The following is a 17,900-nucleotide window of genomic DNA, read 5'->3' on the forward strand; positions in this document are numbered from 1 at the left end:
CCGCAGTAGACGGGCGCTGAGCTTCACAGCGGCCGGAGAGTCAGAACAGCTGGTCCTTGTCGTCGGAAACGATGACGCCGCTGTCGTCGTCCTTTTCTCTGCCGATCTGGCTGTAGCGGTCGTCGTCACTGAAATCAGGTGCGCCGGCGCTGCTCTTCGGGGTGCTCTTGACCGCCGGTGCGTCACCGGCGGCCTCAGATTCGGTCGCATCCGCCGCCGAGGCGCCCTGGGCTGCGGCTGGATCTGCGGCAATTCCGGTGCGCGGGAGAGAGCCGATCGCATCGATTCGGCCTTCTAGGGGAGCCCCTGAGCCGTCGCGGCGCGAGAGCTCGTCCGGCAGAGCCCGTGCGCCGCCGGTTTTGGCCGCCGCCTGCGGATGGGGACCGACAAAAGCGGTGACGAGCGCAGTTTCATCCTTGAGGAAACGGTGGCTGCGCATTCCCGCTGTGGCGCGTCCCCGCGAGGGGAAGTCAGCCAGCAGGGAAACCTTGACGGACTCGCTTTCCTCGCCGTTGAAGTTCACACCCTTGGCAATTGTGACAACCCGGTTGTCTTCGGCGGGGTCGACAACGCTGAAGCTGATGACCTCAACGTCCTTCGGCAGGCGGATGCCTGCAACACCGCCGGCACCCGGCCCCTGTGCGCGCACACCGTCGAGAGTGAAGTTGAGCAGATTGCCCGCCTGGGTGATGAACACGGCGGAACCGTCATCGAGGTTGGGAAGCTGGCCTGCGCCGACCACCGTGTCCTTGCCCTTGAGGGCAATGATGTCCCACACGTCGCGGTTGTTCGGAATCTCACCGGCGGCAACGCGTTTGACCACGCCCAAGCGGGTGCCGAGCACCACCTCGGCAGTGGGGTCGATGAGCGCGATGACGTGCTCGCCCTTGTCGAGTTCGATGAAGTCGGTGATCTTCACACCGCCGGACAGCACGGGGCGGGTGGCCTGGTCCGGCAGAGCGGGCAGGTTGATGATGTCGACCTTGTGGACCCGCCCCCTGTTCGTCAAAGCGCCCAGGGACCCGCGGGTGCTCGAGGGGATCTGCGCAATGAGAGCGTCGTTGGCGGCTCTGCGGCCGGTGGCGGACAGTTCCCCTGCCGCTGCGGTGCGGGCGATCTTGCCGGTGGTCGACATGAGCACCCAGCAGGGTTCGTCGGCCACCTGCAGGTTCTGGCCCTTTTTGCGCCCTGCGGCCTTGATCTCTTTGAGGCTGCCTTCGACGAGCACCGTGCGACGGCCGGTGTCCAAAGCGTTCGCGGTCTCTTCGAGCTCATCGGACACGAGCGTCTTCAGCCGGTTCTTATCACCGAGGATGTCGCGGAGGTCTTCGATGGTGGCCTGCAGCTCATCGCGTTCAGCTTCGAGTTCGATGCGTGAGAACTTCGTCAGGCGGCGCAGCTGCAGGTCGAGGATGTAGGTCGCCTGGATCTCCGAGAGCTCGAAGACCTCCATGAGCCGTGTGCGCGCCTGTGCGGCGTCATCGGAAGAGCGGATCAGCTGGACGACTTCGTCGATGTCGAGGATTGCAATGAGCAGGCCCTCAACCAGGTGCAGACGGTCGAGTGCCTTCTGTAGGCGGAATTCGCTGCGGCGGCGGATGACCTCGATTCGGTGGGCGATGAAGACTTCCAGAAGGGCCTTCAGCCCCAGGGTGCGCGGGCGGCCGTCAACCAGGCAGACGTTGTTGATGCCGAAGGAGTCTTCCATCGGGGTCAGCCGGTAGAGCTCTTCGAGTACGGCTTCGGGATTGAAGCCGGACTTGATGCCGATGACCAAGCGCAGGCCGTGCTTGCGGTCAGAGTAGTCGTCAACCGAGCTGATGCCCTGCAGCTTTTTGGCCTGGACGTTGTCTTTGATCTTCTCGATGACCTTTTCGGGGCCGACGAGGTAGGGAAGTTCGGTGACGGTGATGCCGCGGCGGCGCGGGGTGATGTTCTCGAACTTCACGGTCGCGCGGGTGCGGAAGGTGCCGCGGCCGGTCTCATAGGCATCGCGCACACCGGACAGGCCGATGATCCGACCGCCGGTCGGCAGGTCCGGGCCCGGGACGAACCGCATGAGCTCATCAAGGGTCGCTTCGGGGTGGAAGATGAGGTGCCGGGCGGCGGCTATGACTTCGCCGGGGTTGTGCGGGGCCATGTTGGTGGCCATGCCGACCGCGATGCCGGACGCACCGTTGACCAGCAGGTTCGGCAGTGCGCTGGGCAGGGCTTCGGGCTGGGTGAGCGAACCGTCGTAGTTGGGAACCGTGTTGACGGTGTCTTCGTCCAGGTTGCGAAGCATGTGCATGGCCGCCTGGTCCAGCCGGGCCTCCGTGTACCGGGGGGCTGCGGGGCCGTCGTCGAGCGAACCGAAGTTGCCGTGGCCGTCGACCAGTGGGACGCGCATGACGAAAGACTGGGCCATGCGCACAAGAGCGTCATAGATCGCGGTGTCGGAGTGGGGGTGGAGCTTGCCCATGACATCGCCGACGATGCGCGAAGACTTCACGTACGGGCGCTCGGGGCGCAGCCCCATTTCCGACATCTGATAGAGGATGCGGCGCTGAACGGGTTTGAGACCGTCGCGGGCATCCGGCAGAGCACGAGAGTAGATGACCGAGTACGCGTATTCGAGGAACGACGTCTCCATTTCCTGGGTGACGTCAATATCGACGATCTGACCGTCGGTCACTCGGCTTCCTCCTTGTGCAGCTGCTGTGCCATCCGGAGGTCAGTGTAGCGCTCAGCTGGGCGAAAGCCGCTTATTTCGCGGTCGCCGCGCCGTCTGGCGCGCTCACGCTTCGGCTCCCGGCTGCCTTGGCCGGCTCACATCCTACGGCGCAGGGTGTCCATCCGGTCGGCATCAGCCGCAAGCTGAATGCGGGCCGACAAGAGGTAGCTCTTGTCGGTGGTGATCATGATGGGACGGACTTCGACACTGCGGATGACGGGGAAGTCATCAACCAGCGCGGCCAGCCGCAGCAGGATCTCCTCGGCCGGTTCGACATTGGCCACCGGCAGCCCCTTGTAGCCGAACAGGCGCGGGGAGGCTCCGGGAGTGCGCACCATGTTGCGGGCGTCGAGATCGGTCAGGGGAGCGACTCTGTGGGCAACGTCGTCCAGCAGCTCAGTGGAGTCACCGGCGATTGAGAACGACACCATGGGACCCAGCAGCGGGTCCTCACCGGCCCGAATGACACACCCCACGCCCGCCGGAGCCATAGCCTGCACGTCGATCCGACGGTCATCATCGTCATCAAGAGACTGCGCAATGACGTCCGCGATGCCGTTCCAGTCGCCCACGAGCTCCGCCTCGGACTGAATGGCAAGGCGCACTCCGCCGAACTCAAAGCGGTGGCGCAGCTTCTTGTGCACAGCCTTAAGCGCTACCGGGTAGCCGATCTTTGCCGCCGCTTCCTTGGCCTCTTCGACCGTAGCCGTCGAGATATACGGCAGCACCTCGATGCCGTAGGCGTCCAGAAGAGCGTGCGCGGCCTCATCAGTCATGGTCACCCGCGGCGAATCGGCTTCCGCCAGGCTGCTTTCGATGATCTGCCGGGCCCTGCGGCTCTTCAGATCCGTGAAGATCGGATAGTGGCCGTGATCGGACTTCTTGTACACCGCGTACTCGGTGGCCCGGGCAAGCGCCCACACGGCTGCTTCGGGGCCGCCATAGGAAGGCACGACGTGCTTCGTGCGCTCGCCGGTTTCGGACCGGGTGTAGGACGTGAGCATTTCGTCCTTGCCGTGCACGCCGAGGAAGCAGGCGACGGTCGTCTTGCCCGACTGTGCGGCGGCATCGGCAATGGCCTGCGCCATCTGCGATGACGAAACACTGGGAGAGGGGGTGATGATGACGACGACCGAGTGCACGTGCGGGTTGGCATACACCTGCCGCAGCTCAGCTTCGAAGTCGTCGACCGTGGCCTCCGGGTGCAGGGAGACAGGGGCGGTGCCGAGCTTCAGCCCCTCCGCGCGGACGCACTGCTCAACGAGTGTGGACAGGGCCGCGGAATTGCCCACAATGCCGACGCGCTTGCCGGCCGGCAGCGGCTGCGTGTCGAACACCTGTGCGATGTCGTACATCTGGCTGACCGAACGGGCGCGAATAACACCGGCCTGCGCAAGAACCTGATCCATGGCGCTGGCCGACAGGGACGATACGCGCACCGCGTGCCCCGGCGGAAGCTCACCGCCGGTGAGATCGGACTTGATGACGATGACGGGCTTATTGCGGGTGACCCGGCGGGCAATGCGCGAGAACTTGCGCGGATTGCCGATCGATTCGAGGTACAGGCACACGACGTTCGTGGCGGGATCTTCCTGCCAGTACTGCATCATGTCGTTGCCGGACAGGTCTGCGCGGTTGCCGGCGGATACGAAGGTCGAAATGCCGATGCCGCGCTCGCGGGCTGCCGCGAGCATTGCGGTGCCCAAAGCGCCCGATTGGCTGAACACGCCCACGTGTCCCGGATCGGGCAGGAACGGCGACAGCGAGGCGTTGAGTTCGATATCCGGGTCGGAGTTGAGCACGCCGAAAGAATTCGGACCGATCAGGCGCATGCCCCACGTACGCGCGGTTGTGAGCACCTGCTCCTGCAGGCGTGCGCCGTCTTCGGAAGTCTCGGCAAAACCGGAGGAGATCACAACAACGCCCTTCACACCCCGTTCTGCGCAGTCGCGGACAACCTGGGGGACAGCTGCCGCCGGCACCGCGATCACGGCGACGTCGATGTCGCCCTCAATGTCATCGAGACTCGACACGGTGGGCAGCCCCGCAACCTCGGAGGCCTTCGGATGGACGATGTTGAGCCGACCGCGGAAACCGCCGGCGGTCAGATTGCGCAGGAGCAGATTGCCGATCGAGGCGCGGCTGCGAGAAGCGCCGAAGACCACAATCGACTTCGGGTGCAGAATGCCGCGCACCGACAGCGCCTCAGCGCGGTGCTCACGCGAAGCGAGCACCTGCCGGGACTTTTCAGTGGGGTCGATGTCAAAGGCGACAGCCACAACCCCATCATCGAATTCGCGGGTGATTTCATAGCCGGCTGCGGCAAACACCTGCAGCATGGGCCGGTTCTGCGGCAGAACCTCGGCAACAAAGCGGTCAATGCCCATTTCGCGGGCCGCGGCGGCCAGGTGCTCCAGCAGAATCGAGCCGATGCCGCGGCCCTGGTGGGCATCCGCAATGTTGAATGCGACCTCGGCGGAATTCTCATCCAGGCGGTCATAGCGGCCGATGCCGATGATCTCGTCGCGGATCGTCATGACAAAGGCCACGCGGTCGCGGTAGTCGACAGTGACAAACCGTTCGAGGTCCTTCTCCGGGATCTGCTTGATCGGGGCGAAGAACCGCATGTAGATGGATTCGGCCGACTGGCGGGAGTGCATGGCCTGCACACCGTCGGCATCGCTTTGCAGAATCGGGCGCAGACGCGCCGTCGCACCATCGCGGAGGACAACGTCGGCTTCCCAGGACTGTGGATAGGCGCTCATAACACCCAGCTTAGGCCCCGCAGACGCTCCCGCCTAGCCCTACGCGCGGGTGGCAGTAGACAATGGTCGGATGGACCTTCCACAGCGACTCATCGCCGACATCCAAGACGCCGGCTACTATCCGCAGATCGCAGCGACTGCAATAGCAGAAGCCCTGCTGGACGAACCCGTGCTCGACCACCTGGTCTACACCGACACCCACATGGACCTCGACACCATCCACCGGCTGGTGAGCGTTTTCGTGCTCACCCCCACCCGGCTGGTGTTGGCCCGGGTTGACGACGAACCGCACCCTGAGCCCGGCTGGAGCGAACCGCGCGCCCTGTGCAGCACAGAAGAAGTCGCACTTGATCGGCTCGCCGCCCCGGCGATCTTCGCAACCTACGCCGATCCCGCCCACTACCGTCCCGGCGACAGCCCGGTGGAAGTGCAGCTCATCATGTCCTGGGGCGCACGCAGTCGCCTGGAGGTGTTCCCCGAAACCTGCGGCAACCCCGAATGCGATGTTGACCACGGCTTCAGCGGCGGCAGCTTCAGCGAAGACGTGGCGCTGCGCGTATCCGCTCAGGCAGAAGGCCAGCAGGCCGTCGACGCGACCGTCAGCTTCGCCCACACGCTGCGCCGCGTCATCCACGCCGCCCGCACCCAGCGGCAGTAAGCGCAAGAACTCCTCCAACCGCACGGCAGTGCGGAACCGAAGCTCCGCCTCGTCAGACAACACAGCCGCACACAACTGAGAAAGCCCAGCGTGACACAACAGCTCCACCCGCCGGATTACGCGAACAGCCCGCTGCTGTCGGACATCGTTCCCGCCGCGGCAGCCGCACTGGATGCCCAGAGCGTGCTGTCGGCCGATCAGCGCCTGCGCACCGAGACCATCCTCAGCGGCAGTGCAGCCCAGGCGCGCGTGGTGATCGTCGTGCTCATCGACGGAATGGGCTTGGAGCTGCTGCGCGCCCGCCGGGCCTACACGCCGTTTCTGCGTTCGGTGGGACAGCACCTGCGGCCCGGCAGCGCTGGTTTCCCGTCGACCACCGCGAACTCGCTGTCTTCGCTCGGCACGGGAATGCTGCCCGGCGGGCACGGCATCATGGGCTACAGGCTCCTCGACCCCGAAAGCGGCGAGGTGTTCAATCAGCTGACCGGCTCCAGCGAAGTCGACCCGAGCCGGTGGACCCCCGACACCACACTGTTCGAAAGGCTTGCCGCGACCGGGCTGGACGTTGTGCAGCTGGGAGAGCCGAAATTCTCCCGCGGGGGACTCAACGCCGCAACCCTGCGCGGGGGACGCTTCCGCGGTTCGGACTCCTGGGAGCAGCGGGTCCGCCACGCACACGAAGAAATGCGCGCCCCTGGACGTCGGCTCGTCTACTTCTACTGGGGCAAACTCGACAAAACCGGACACCAGGCCGGCTGGAATTCCGACCAGTGGATCGAACAGCTCGAACAGGTCGACCAGATGCTCAGCAGCCTGGCCGCAGCACTCGGACCGGACATGACGATGATCATCACCGCCGATCACGGCATGGTCGACGTCGCCCACCGCAACCGCATCGACCTGGCCGAACACCCCGACCTCACCGCGGGGCTGGCTGCAGTCGGGGGAGAGCCGCGCGCGGCACACCTGTACACCCGGGCCGGTGCCAGCGATGACACGGCGGAGGCATTCCGCGCCCACCTGGCAGGCAGAGGCCGCGTCATGACTCGTGACGAAGCGATCCGCGAAGGCTGGTTCGGGGAAGTCGCACAAGCCTTCCGCGCTCGCATCGGCGACCTCGTGGTGGTGTGCGACGAAACAGCCGCCGTCGTTGATTCGCGCACTGATTCGCCGTCGGCTCTGAGCCTGCTGGGACACCACGGGGGAGTGAGCTCAGCCGAACTTTCCATCCCGCTGCTTGTGCTCGAAGGCTGAGTTCGCGCCTTCCCGCACTGACGAGGTGTCTGTCAGCACCTCGCGCGTGCTCGCCTTGCCGCGGAACAGCCAGGACCGGTAGGCGAAATAGCGCATAATGTTGCCCAGCAGCAGCCCGATGCCGTTGCCGGCGATGTTGTCGGCAAGCAGCGATGTGAAGCCCAGAAGATCGTGGGAGATCCACAGGGTCAGCAGCGCAATGCCCATTCCGGCGGCATTGACGGCAAAGAACAGGACGCCTTCGAACGCGGGCCGGTAGCGCGGCTGCTGGTCGGCAAAGGTCCATCGTCGCGAACCGATCCAGGAAACCGCTGTTGCGCACAGCACCGCGAGGGTCTTCGCCAACACGGGGCGGCCCTGAAGGGCCGTCAGCATGAGCAGATTGAAAATGCCGACGTCGACGAGGAAGGCGACGGTCCCGACAGCCGTGAAGCGGCTGATTTTGACCAGTTCGCGTCTTTTCTTGCCCACGGGCCAACTATAGGCCGCGAGAACCGGCATCCAGCCCGATGGCATTGGGCGACATTGGGTGCGGGTCACTCAGAGTTCCGCCAGGTGGCGCCCGCTAGAGTGAAAGCGTGTCTTTTCCACGTATTGGTGTAATCGGCGGCGGTCAGCTGGCGCGCATGATGGCGCCCGCGGCCGAAGCTCTGGGCGTTGCGTTTCATGTTCTGTCAGAAGCCGAAGGGTCTTCTGCCGCGCAGGTTTCAAGCCGGGTGACCGTCGGGGACTACAAGGACCTCGACACGCTTCGCGCATTCGCCGAAACGGTCGACGTCATCACCTTCGATCACGAACACGTGCCTACCGAGCACCTCGAAGCGCTGACCCTGGCCGGACACAGCGTCCATCCCGGGCCCCACGCACTGGTCTACGCCCAGGACAAACTCAAGATGCGCGCCAAAATGGACGAACTGGGCCTGCCCAACCCCAGGTGGCGCGAAGTCGCCGACACCGAGTCCCTGCAGACTTTCGGCGATGACATCGGCTGGCCGATCATCGTGAAAACTCCCCGCGGCGGCTATGACGGCCACGGGGTCAAGCTCATCAGCAGTGCCGATGAGGCTGCCGACTGGTTCGGCACTGGGCCGCTGCTGGCAGAAGAGGCCGTTGACTTCACACGCGAGCTGTCCGTTATGGTCGGCCGTTCGCCCATGGGCCAGACTGCCGTGTGGCCGGTTGTGGCAACCCTGCAGGAAGGCGGCATCTGCACAGAAGCGGTCGCACCCGCACCCGGGCTCGACTCGGACAAGGCCGCGGCGATCACAGCCGATGTGCTCACTGTCGCCGAATCGCTCGAAGTGACGGGCGTTATGGCCATGGAGATGTTCGAAACTGCTGACGGCTACATGGTCAATGAACTGGCCATGCGCCCGCACAACACCGGCCACTGGACCCAGGACGGTTCGATCACCAGCCAGTTCGAACAGCACCTGCGGGCCGTTCTCGACCTTCCGCTGGGCGATCCGGCGCCGAAGGCGCCGGTGACAGTTATGGCCAATGTCCTCGGCGGTGACCGCGAAGACCTCTACCGGGCTTATCTGCACGTTCTGGCCCACGACCCTCAGATCAAGGTCCACATGTACGGCAAGGGCGTGCGTCCCGGCCGTAAACTCGGACACGTCAACCTCAGCGGTGAGAACGTCGAAGCGGTTCTGGCGCGCGCTCGCCACGCGGCGCACTTCATTGCCGGGACTGACACCAACCCTCATCCCGACCTGCCCTGACGGAGGAGCAGACATGAGCACCACGCCGAAAGTCGGCATTGTCATGGGGTCCGATTCTGACTGGCCCACCATGAGTGCCGCCGCCGACATCCTGGAAGAGCTCGGCATTGAGTTCACGGCGGAAGTCGTTTCCGCCCACCGTATGCCCCACGACATGATCGACTGGGGCACTCGGGCCGACGAGGCGGGATATTCCGTCATCATCGCCGGGGCCGGAGGCGCCGCCCACCTTCCGGGCATGCTCGCCTCTGTCACGTCCCTGCCGGTGATCGGCGTCCCGGTGCCGCTGAAGCACCTTGACGGCATGGACTCGCTTCTGTCGATCGTTCAGATGCCCGCCGGCGTTCCGGTGGCAACCGTGTCGATCGGCGGGGCGAAGAACGCAGGTCTGCTTGCCGCTAGGATCATCAGCGCCGGGCGCGACGATGAATCTGCGGCTCTGCGCCGACGCCTTGACGACTACCGCCTCGAACTGGGGCGTGCCGCTGAAGAGAAGGGCCGCGCGCTCAAGCGCCGGCTCGAAGACCACAGCTGAAAGGGAATCCAATGTTCGATGTTTATAAGCTCACCGACGAGCACCAAGAGATCCGCGCCGCGGTGCGCTCTATTGTCGAAGACAAAATCACCCCCGCCGCAGCCGAAGTCGACGCTGAGGCACGCTACCCGCAGGAAGCGCACGACGCTCTGTTGGCCACCGACTTCTTCGCCCCGCACGTGGCCGAAGAGTATGGCGGCGTGGGCGCAGATGCCCTGGCAACCTGCATCGTGATCGAAGAAGTGGCCCGCGGCTGCATGTCGTCGTCTCTTATCCCGGCGGTCAACAAGCTCGGCTCCATGCCGGTGATCCTCGGCGGCGGCGAAGAGATCAAGCAGAAGTACCTGTCGCAGCTGGCCCAGGGCCACGGCTTCTCCTACGGTCTGTCTGAACGCGAAGCGGGTTCGGACACCGCGAGCATGAAGACCCGCGCCAAGCGCGACGGCGACGATTGGGTGCTCAACGGCGTGAAGACGTGGATCACCAACGCGGGCGTTTCCGATTTCTACACCGTCATGGCCGTCACTGATCCTGACGGCGCCCGCGGCCGCAATATCTCCGCGTTCGTTGTGGAGAAGGACGATGAGGGCTTCACCTTCGGCGAAAAGGAGCGCAAGCTCGGCATCAAGGGCAGCCCCACCCGTGAACTGTTCTTCGAAGACTGCCGAATCCCGGGCGACCGCATCATCGGCACCGAAGGCGAGGGGCTCAAAATCGCCCTGCGCACCCTCGACCACACCCGCGTGACGATTGCCGCGCAGGCTCTCGGCGTTGCCCAGGGCGCACTGGACTACGCGATTGACTACGTCAAGGACCGCAAGCAGTTCGGCAAGTCCGTGTCCGACTTCCAGGCCGTGCAGTTCATGGTCGCGGACATGGGCATGAAGCTCGAAGCCGCCCGCCAGCTGACCTACGCCGCGGCTGCGAAGTCAGAGCGCGACGATGACGATCTGGGCTTCTTCGGCGCCGCGGCGAAGGCATTCGCCTCGGACGTGGCCATGGAGATCACCACTGACGCGGTCCAGCTGCTCGGCGGCGCCGGCTACGTTGTCGACCACCCCGTTGAGCGCATGATGCGGGATGCGAAGATCACGCAGATCTATGAAGGCACCAACCAGATTCAGCGTCTTGTCATGGGACGCAAGCTCCTGGGCTGAGAGACGATTCCCGCATGAGCCAGCGCAGAGAGCTTCAGTACGCAGATCCCATCCGCAATCCCAAGCGAAGCCCGGAGTATGTCCGGGACCGCCGCGGGTGGTGGCTGCTGCTGTGCTCTGCGCTCATGCCGGGTTCCGTGCAGAGTGTGCTCGGCGCTTCGCGGAAGTTCACCCGAACAGCGCTTTGCATCACACTCGGCACGTGGGTGCTGGTGCTGGCGGCCATCATCGTCGGGCTGTTCAATCGCAGCTTCTTCTTGACGATCGGCACCGACCCCATCCTGCTTGTCCTGGCGCTTGTGGTGGTGCTGGCGGCGGGCATCAACTGGATTGTGTGTCTGCTGGACACCATGCGGAGGGTGCGGGTTGTCAGCTTGAGCAAGAAGACCCGGCCGAAGTTCTTGGCTGTCGGTCTGGCTGCAGTTCTGCTCGTGGGGCTGGGCACCGCGTGGGGCGGTGTGACGGTCGACGCGCAGCGGTCGCTGATGTCTCAGCTGTTTGCCTCCGGAAAGATGAAGAAGCCGGTGGACGGCCGCTACAACGTGGCTCTGCTCGGCTCCGACGCGGGCAAGGGCCGCGAAGGCATCCGCCCCGACAGCCTCACGGTTGTGTCCATGGACGCCAAGACGGGCAAGTCAGTGGTCGTCGGCATTCCCCGCAACACTCAGAACGTGCCGTTTCCCAATTCTTCGCCGCTGAAGAAGCACTTCCCACAGGGCTACAACTGCGGTGACGCGTGCCTCATCAACGCGGTCTACCAGGAAGCCGAAAAGCACGCTGACGAATACAAGGGCGATGTTCCCGCAGGTGTGCAGGGAACCGTCGAAGCTCTCAAGGGCGTGACGGGTCTGGAAATCCAGTTCTACGCGATGATCGACCTCAAGGGCTTCCAGAAGCTGATCGACGCCATGGGCGGAATCCGCCTGAATTCGGAAGTGCGGGTGCCGATCTCCAGGCCGATCAATCCGGCCACGGGCAAGCACTACCCGCCCAAAGAGTGGATTGAGCCGGGGAAGAACATCAAGATGGACGGCCGTACGGCCCTGTGGTATGGCCGTTCGCGCGAGTTCGCCACTGACTATGAGCGCATGGTGCGCCAGCGCTGCGTGCAGGAAGCCATGCTGCGGCAGATGGATCCGGCAACCCTCATGACGCGCTTTACAAAACTCGCCGCTGCAGCACCGGATGTCGTTTCCACTGACGTCCCGCAGCGTCAGGCCGATGACTTCATCAACCTCGGCATGAAGGCGAAATCGCAGAAGATGCTCTCGGTTGAGCTCACACCGCCTCATGTCACACCCTCACACCCCGACTTCACGGTGACCAAACAGCTGGTCAAAGACGGAATTGAGAAGTCCAAGAAAGAGGACGAACAGGCTGCCCCCGGCCTTTTCGGACCAGCACCGGCGCACGCTTCCGAAAAGAAGCCGAAGCCGAGCTCCATCTGCTCGGTGCCCAAGTGAATCATCCGAATGTAACCTTCGCTTCACTCTGATGTCGCTTTGCGCGGCCACGGCGTTCACTGTGGACTTCTACTGTGGCCGGACGCTAAGGTTGCAAGGAGAAGATGTTGAAGCTACAAGGCTCACTGGCCAACTACGCCTGGGGTTCGACCACCGCCATTCCCGCCCTTCTCGAACAGGCTCCCACTGACGAACCCATCGCCGAAATGTGGTTCGGTGCCCACGAAGCCCGTCCGTCACAGGTCGTGTGGTCCTCGCCCGCATCCGAACAGGCCTACGGGGTCGCGGTTCTTCCGCGCACTCTCTCTGACATCATCGCAGAAAGCCCCGCGGCTGTTCTGGGTGAAGAATCTGTGAAGACGTTCGGTCCCCGCCTTCCGTTCCTGATGAAGCTGCTTGCAGCGGATAAGGCCCTGTCGATCCAGGTGCACCCTGACCTCGAACAGGCTCGGGAGGGCTTTGCGCGTGAGAACGCCGCCGGCATTGCGCTGGACTCGCCGCATCGAAACTATCGCGACGCGTGGCACAAGCCCGAACTCATCTACGCGCTGTCTCCGTTTGATGCGCTCACGGGCTTTCGCGAACCCCGCGCGATTGCCGCCACTGTTGATCGCCTGCTGGATGCCGAGGTGCCGGGAACCCACGCGGCACTGCTCACGTGGCGCGAAGTCCTGGCCGGTGAGAACCCGCTGCGGGACTCCATGAACCTTCTGCTGGGCACACCCGGTTTCGGCGCCGTCGCTGACCGTCTGGCCGCCGCTGACATTGCCGAGGCCTCACCTGAGTGCGCTTCGCGCATCGGCTGCGATATCGACCCCGTCGAGATCCTGCGGATGACCAACGGCGACTTCCCTTCGGATGCCGGGGCGCTGGTTGCGCTCATGCTCAACATGGTGCGCATGCTTCCCGGCCAGGCACTGGCCATGTCAGCCGGAATCCCGCACGCCTATCTGCGCGGTCTGGGTGTCGAGATCATGGCGTCGTCAGACAACGTCGTTCGCGGTGGCCTCACCAGCAAGCACATCGACATTCCGGAACTGCAGCGCCTGGTGCGCTTTGAAGTCCAGAAACCGCACATTCAGCACGCTGACAACAGCGGCAGGCTGGACACCGGCTGCCGTGACTTCGGACTGCAGGTCATCAGCTGCGCAGACAACCTGCAGATCGGCGAAGAGGGCCCCACAATCGTCCTGTGCACCTCGGGTTCGTTCCAGGTGAGCACCGGCCACGGCACTCAGCAGCTGCAGCCAGGGGACGCCTATTTCATCGGAGCTGACGAAGCGCCCGCCGCGTTCACCGGTCAGGGAGCCCTGTTCGTCGGCGGTCTGGGCCGCTGACGAACCCCAGCGCATAAACACAGGTGAGGGGCGGTCGTGATGACCGCCCCTCACCTCGTTCGGAGACACCCCGACACCCAGCAGCAACAGAAACACCCGATAGCAGTGACGGCTATCGGGTGTTTCTGTTGCTGCTGGGAGCTTTTGTTCAGGCTCAGACCTCGGCAACCTGCATTTCGGGAATGTCACCTTCGACAATCAGCTTCGCCTGCGTCTTTTCGGTGATTTCCTCGACCGTGACACCGGGGGCGCGCTCAACGAGCTTGAAGCCATCAGGCGTGACGTCGATGACGGCGAGGTCCGTGATGATGCGCTCAACAACTCCCTTGCCGGTCAGCGGAAGTTCGCACTTGGTCAGCAGCTTGGGCGAACCGTCGCGAGCCACGTGGTCCATGATGACGAAAACGGATTTGGCGCCGTGCACCAGGTCCATTGCCCCGCCCATGCCCTTGACCATCTTGCCGGGGATCATCCAGTTGGCGATGTCGCCTTTCTCATCGACCTGCATGGCTCCGAGAATCGCCGCATCGATTTTGCGGCCGCGGATCATCCCGAAGCTCTGCGCCGAATCGAAATAGGCCGCGCCCGGGCGCATGGTGACAGTCTCCTTGCCGGCGTTGATGAGGTCCGGGTCGACGGTTTCGCGTGTGGGGTAGGGGCCCACGCCCAGCAGGCCGTTTTCGGACTGGAGGACCAGCTGGACATCGTCGGAAACATAGTTCGGGACCAGGGTGGGCATCCCGATGCCGAGGTTGACGTAGCTGCCGTCTTCGAGTTCCTGAGCGGCGCGGGCAGCCATTTGGTTGCGTGTCAGTGCCATGTCAGTCCTCCTGCACCGTGAGCTTTTCGATGGGCTTGTCAGCGGCTTCTTCCGGGCTGAGCTTGACCACCCGGTGGACGTAGACTCCCGGCAGGTGAACATCCGCGGGGTCGATCTCGCCCGGCTCTACGAGTTCTTCGACCTGGGCGATTGTGATGCGCCCGGCCTGGGCGGCAGGCGGGTTGAAGTTCTGCGCAGACTTGTTGAACACGAGGTTGCCGTGACGGTCGCCCTTGGCCGCGTGGACCAGAGCAAAATCGCACGGCAGAGATTCTTCGAGAACATAGGTCTGCTCTTCGCCGAAGGTCTCAAACGTGCGCTCTTCTTTTGCGGGGGAGGATTCGACGACATTGCCGTCAGAGTCGTAGCGCCACGGCATTCCGCCTTCGGCCACCTGGGTTCCTGCGCCCGTGATGGTGTAGAAAGCGGGAATTCCTGCACCGGCGGCCCGCAGCTTCTCTGCCAGGGTGCCCTGCGGGGTGAGTTCGACGGTGAGCTCTCCGGACAGGTACTGGCGGGCGAACTCCTTGTTTTCGCCGACGTATGAGGAGATCATTCTGCTGATCTGCTTGCTCTCAAGCAGAATGCCAAGGCCCCGGCCGTCGGTGCCCGCGTTGTTGGATACGCACGTGAGGTTCTTTGCGCCCTGATCACGCAGTGCGCGAATGAGATATTCGGGAATTCCGACGACTCCGAAGCCGCCTACGGCAATGCTGGCGCCGTCAAAAATGTCTGCAACCGCCTCAGCGGGTGATGAAACTTCTTTGTCCATGCTGAAAACCTACCACGTGCCGCCGGGGCCTTCCGAAAGCGTTCAGCCCAGGGTGAGGACTGCGCCCAGCAGAGCTCGCAGCGCGGCCGTGAGCTCCTCATCGTCAGTCGGCGCGGCCGTAAGAACAGCGTCAGGTCCCGGCTCGGTCGGGACCGGAACACGCAGCTGCCGACCCGGAAAGTCCAAACGCAGCTGCCGTGTTTCAGCCAGCGGCACCACGTCTGGCCTGGAGCGGACCTCCGTGATGAAGTCGAGGAAGTCTGCGGGCACATCGGTGCTCAGTGCCAGGGGTTCTGTGGCGTAGACGAATACCTCGTCGGCGGCGAAAGCGGCCTCCGCATTCTCCAGACCTGCGGGCACAAGAGCGGCGTGAGGGTGATCGGGACCCGGCGTGTCCGGGTCGAGTACGGACACCGGCAGACCCAAGCCTGATGCTGCGAGCAGGCCGGCCGCAGCCCTCCAGTGCAGATGGCCGTCTGTGACGACCACAAGTCCGGCCACGCCGAAGTCCTCCCACAGAGCGGTGGACTTATAGATCCAGTTGGCGAAGACGGCGCCGGTCAGCTCCAGGTGCCCTGTCGGTCCAGACCAGCGGACGGCCGGTTCAGAGCGGGCGGCGAGCTGAGCGATGAACGAAGCGAACACGGTCCTCCTGGGGTGTTTGGTAAACAGGTTGATCAGGGCACGACTATGCGCACATCGGCACCGCCGCCGTCGGTGCGCACCTCGGTGTCGGCGCCCAGACCCTCAACCCATAGGGCTGAATTGAAGCGCTCGACAAGGGCTCCAAGACCCAATGCGGCGCGAGGGTCTGTCACCGCGGCACTGGTGGCCGGTTCGATAAGCACGCGGGCGCCGGAGCCCATGGGCAGAAAGCGCCAACATTCTTCCCCGGGTACGCGAGCCGGTCCGGACCGGACGGTCGCAATGGCGCGGCTGACGTGGGCGAGGATGTCCTCGTGGTGTGTGCCGGACAGCGGCCTCAGGCCCTCCGGGTGGGCGCCCAGAGCACTCTGGCACGCCTCAACCCAGCCCAGGCGGAACCACGGGGCCAGGCCGCCGACTTCGTCAAAGCTCTCAGCGGGACGTTCGGCGGCCGCGTCCGACACGACGGGGCGGCTGCTGTGTGCGCGAATGATCGCGAGTGTTGAATCCTCGGCTGTCAGCGCTGCGGTCCCGGCCGCGTGGTCGGCGATCCTTTGACCGACGACCCCGTACGAGGCGAGGCTCGCCGCCCGCTGTCCGTGACGGAAGGGGTGGGGGAGGTCCTGGAAGATGACGACCCCGATATCGGCCAAGAAATAGGAGCGCAGCCAGGCACAGGCATCGGCGGCCCACCGGTGCGGCTTGTGCACCGGGGCGATCACCGCCTCGCCCGATGTGCGGTGACCGCCGTTGAATTCCACGGTGCCGTTGACTGTGAGCGTCAGGCGCACGGGTGCGCCGTTGAACGACCGCGATGCCACGAGCGTGCGCGTGCTTGCCGCGGTGCTCGCCTCGACCTCCGGGCTGCCTGCCTGCAGCACCCGGCCCTGGCACGTCGAGACGAAGTCTGCGCGCACGGCGATGATGTCATCGTCGCGGATCTCCACGCGAGCCCTGTCGATGTCGGCAGCGATCAGGGCTGCAGCACGGTCCGTGTCCAAAGGGTTGGGCGGAAAGCTCGCGGCGATTCCGAATGCCGTGGCAAGCGATGTGCGTGCCATCAGCCCCACACCGTGGAAAGTCCGTCCTCGGGGCGCGCTGATGCGGCCTCGGCAAGGAGCTCCTCAAGTTTCGCATCGGCTTCTTCACCGCCGAGCAGGGCGCGTGTTTCTTCGTCCAGCCGATCAGCGCCGATTGTCAGAACCCGGGCGCGGGTGCCTGAGAGCGCGTCCACCATCCCCGGCAGGCTGAGCGCCGGTGCCGCCGTGAATTCAGGCCGTTCGTCGACGGCGAAGATGACGACATCGGCTTCGCGAATCGACTTGAGAACACCCGGCGCCGCCTTGGCGTCGTCGAATCCGGAGCGGACAATGCGCTTGGCGTCGGTGCGGCGCTGTGCAATGTAGCGGCGGGCCGGCCAGGCTTCGTCAGACTGCGGGCCGGAAACGACGGCCATGGTTTCGACCGCGGTGTCGGTCAGGGGCAGGACCGTGAAGTCCGGGGCGTAGCGCTTGGTCATAGCCTGCGTGACTGCGCTCAGCCCGTAGCCTAAGCCCATGAGTCGGCTGCGCAGAACGGCTGCTGCCAGCTGACGGTCGTTCATGGGGAACCACTCCGCATCTACCCGGAATGCGGCCAGTTCAGCGGCTGCCCCGCCGGGCACGGGGGAGGTCGGGGGTATAAGGCAGGCGTCGATGTCGGGGCAGAATCGCAGTCCGTGGACGGTGACATCGGTGAGCGTAGATGCAACCACCGTGAGCTCAGCTGCGGTGTGCTGCATTCCCGCCTGGCGAACATCGGCGATCACATGGGTGAGTCCGTCGGTGACGGGCAGGACGGTGATCTTCATGAGGTCATCATGTCATCCGGCGTCAGCGCGCGCCGAATCGGCACTGGATGTTCTTTTGGGCGTGTCGCAGCGGCGCTGTTTTCCGCCGATCTGGCGTCTTTTCGGGCTTCGAGACGAAGAAAAAATGAAAATTCATGAAAAAACTTCACCCACCCTACAGATTGTGGTACGGGAACGGAAGGGCGTCCATATATTGTGTTTCAAC

General features: G+C 64.3%; 15 protein-coding genes. 7 read left to right on the forward strand and 8 right to left on the reverse strand.

The annotated features are described in order from the left end of the window. Window positions 1-40: 40 nt before the first annotated feature. Window positions 41-2,632 carry a DNA gyrase/topoisomerase IV subunit A gene (locus HMPREF3162_RS04655; RefSeq protein ID WP_256278317.1) on the reverse strand — a complete coding sequence of 864 codons (2,592 nt, stop codon included), beginning with the start codon at window positions 2,630-2,632 and terminating at the stop codon, window positions 41-43. Between the two features lie 176 nt (window positions 2,633-2,808). After that, a complete protein-coding gene (locus HMPREF3162_RS04660) occupies window positions 2,809-5,478 on the reverse strand; it encodes a bifunctional acetate--CoA ligase family protein/GNAT family N-acetyltransferase (RefSeq protein WP_070576751.1) in 2,670 nt (889 codons plus the stop codon). Between the two features lie 70 nt (window positions 5,479-5,548). Between HMPREF3162_RS04660 and HMPREF3162_RS04665 the strand changes: the two genes are divergently transcribed. Both HMPREF3162_RS04665 and HMPREF3162_RS04670 read left to right on the forward strand, forming a co-directional pair. Beyond that, a complete protein-coding gene (locus HMPREF3162_RS04665) occupies window positions 5,549-6,136 on the forward strand; it encodes a DUF5998 family protein (RefSeq protein ID WP_070576748.1) in 588 nt (195 codons plus the stop codon). A 90-nt stretch (window positions 6,137-6,226) separates the two neighbouring features. Continuing rightward, complete coding sequence (locus tag HMPREF3162_RS04670; RefSeq protein WP_070576744.1) at window positions 6,227-7,390, forward strand: alkaline phosphatase family protein; 1,164 nt, start codon at window positions 6,227-6,229, stop codon at window positions 7,388-7,390. On the opposite strand, the gene HMPREF3162_RS04675 is transcribed toward HMPREF3162_RS04670, so the two are convergent. After that, on the reverse strand, window positions 7,349-7,861 hold the full coding sequence (locus tag HMPREF3162_RS04675; RefSeq protein WP_070576741.1) for a GtrA family protein: 513 nt from the start codon (window positions 7,859-7,861) through the stop codon (window positions 7,349-7,351). The two genes, HMPREF3162_RS04670 and HMPREF3162_RS04675, sit on opposite strands and share 42 nt — an antisense overlap. A gap of 107 nt (window positions 7,862-7,968) precedes the next feature. On the opposite strand from HMPREF3162_RS04675, the gene HMPREF3162_RS04680 reads away from it, so the two are divergent. The 5 genes from HMPREF3162_RS04680 to manA all read left to right on the forward strand — a co-directional run bounded on the left by HMPREF3162_RS04680 (window position 7,969) and on the right by manA (window position 13,609). Then, window positions 7,969-9,117, forward strand: coding sequence for a 5-(carboxyamino)imidazole ribonucleotide synthase (locus tag HMPREF3162_RS04680; protein WP_070777062.1), 1,149 nt, complete (start codon window positions 7,969-7,971; stop codon window positions 9,115-9,117). A 13-nt stretch (window positions 9,118-9,130) separates the two neighbouring features. Next, a complete protein-coding gene (purE, locus tag HMPREF3162_RS04685; RefSeq protein ID WP_070777063.1) occupies window positions 9,131-9,652 on the forward strand; it encodes a 5-(carboxyamino)imidazole ribonucleotide mutase in 522 nt (173 codons plus the stop codon). 11 nt (window positions 9,653-9,663) lie between these two features. Beyond that, entirely contained in the window at window positions 9,664-10,809 is a 1,146-nt protein-coding gene (locus HMPREF3162_RS04690) for an acyl-CoA dehydrogenase family protein (protein WP_070777064.1), read from the forward strand. A gap of 14 nt (window positions 10,810-10,823) precedes the next feature. Next, window positions 10,824-12,272, forward strand: coding sequence for an LCP family protein (locus HMPREF3162_RS04695; protein ID WP_070777065.1), 1,449 nt, complete (start codon window positions 10,824-10,826; stop codon window positions 12,270-12,272). A 104-nt stretch (window positions 12,273-12,376) separates the two neighbouring features. Further along, window positions 12,377-13,609, forward strand: coding sequence for a mannose-6-phosphate isomerase, class I (gene manA, locus HMPREF3162_RS04700; RefSeq protein WP_070777066.1), 1,233 nt, complete (start codon window positions 12,377-12,379; stop codon window positions 13,607-13,609). Window positions 13,610-13,763: 154 nt separating this feature from the next. On the opposite strand, the gene HMPREF3162_RS04705 is transcribed toward manA, so the two are convergent. The 5 genes from HMPREF3162_RS04705 to HMPREF3162_RS04725 are packed head-to-tail and all read right to left on the reverse strand — an operon-like array spanning window position 13,764 to window position 17,695. Beyond that, entirely contained in the window at window positions 13,764-14,429 is a 666-nt protein-coding gene (locus tag HMPREF3162_RS04705; RefSeq protein WP_070777067.1) for a CoA transferase subunit B, read from the reverse strand. Window position 14,430: 1 nt separating this feature from the next. Beyond that, on the reverse strand, window positions 14,431-15,201 hold the full coding sequence (locus tag HMPREF3162_RS04710) for a CoA transferase subunit A (protein ID WP_070576723.1): 771 nt from the start codon (window positions 15,199-15,201) through the stop codon (window positions 14,431-14,433). A 42-nt stretch (window positions 15,202-15,243) separates the two neighbouring features. Next, window positions 15,244-15,846: a hypothetical protein gene (locus tag HMPREF3162_RS04715; protein WP_070576720.1), complete on the reverse strand. Its 603-nt coding sequence runs from the start codon at window positions 15,844-15,846 to the stop codon at window positions 15,244-15,246. 32 nt (window positions 15,847-15,878) lie between these two features. Next, entirely contained in the window at window positions 15,879-16,907 is a 1,029-nt protein-coding gene (locus HMPREF3162_RS04720; RefSeq protein ID WP_070576717.1) for a coenzyme F420-0:L-glutamate ligase, read from the reverse strand. Then, window positions 16,907-17,695, reverse strand: a complete 789-nt coding sequence (locus HMPREF3162_RS04725) for a 2-phospho-L-lactate transferase CofD family protein (RefSeq protein ID WP_070777068.1) — start codon at window positions 17,693-17,695, stop codon at window positions 16,907-16,909. The genes HMPREF3162_RS04720 and HMPREF3162_RS04725 overlap by 1 nt, the downstream gene beginning before the upstream one ends. Window positions 17,696-17,900 lie beyond the last annotated feature (205 nt).

It is taken from the genome of Brevibacterium sp. HMSC07C04 (assembly GCF_001815905.1).
Taxonomy (GTDB): domain Bacteria; phylum Actinomycetota; class Actinomycetes; order Actinomycetales; family Brevibacteriaceae; genus Brevibacterium.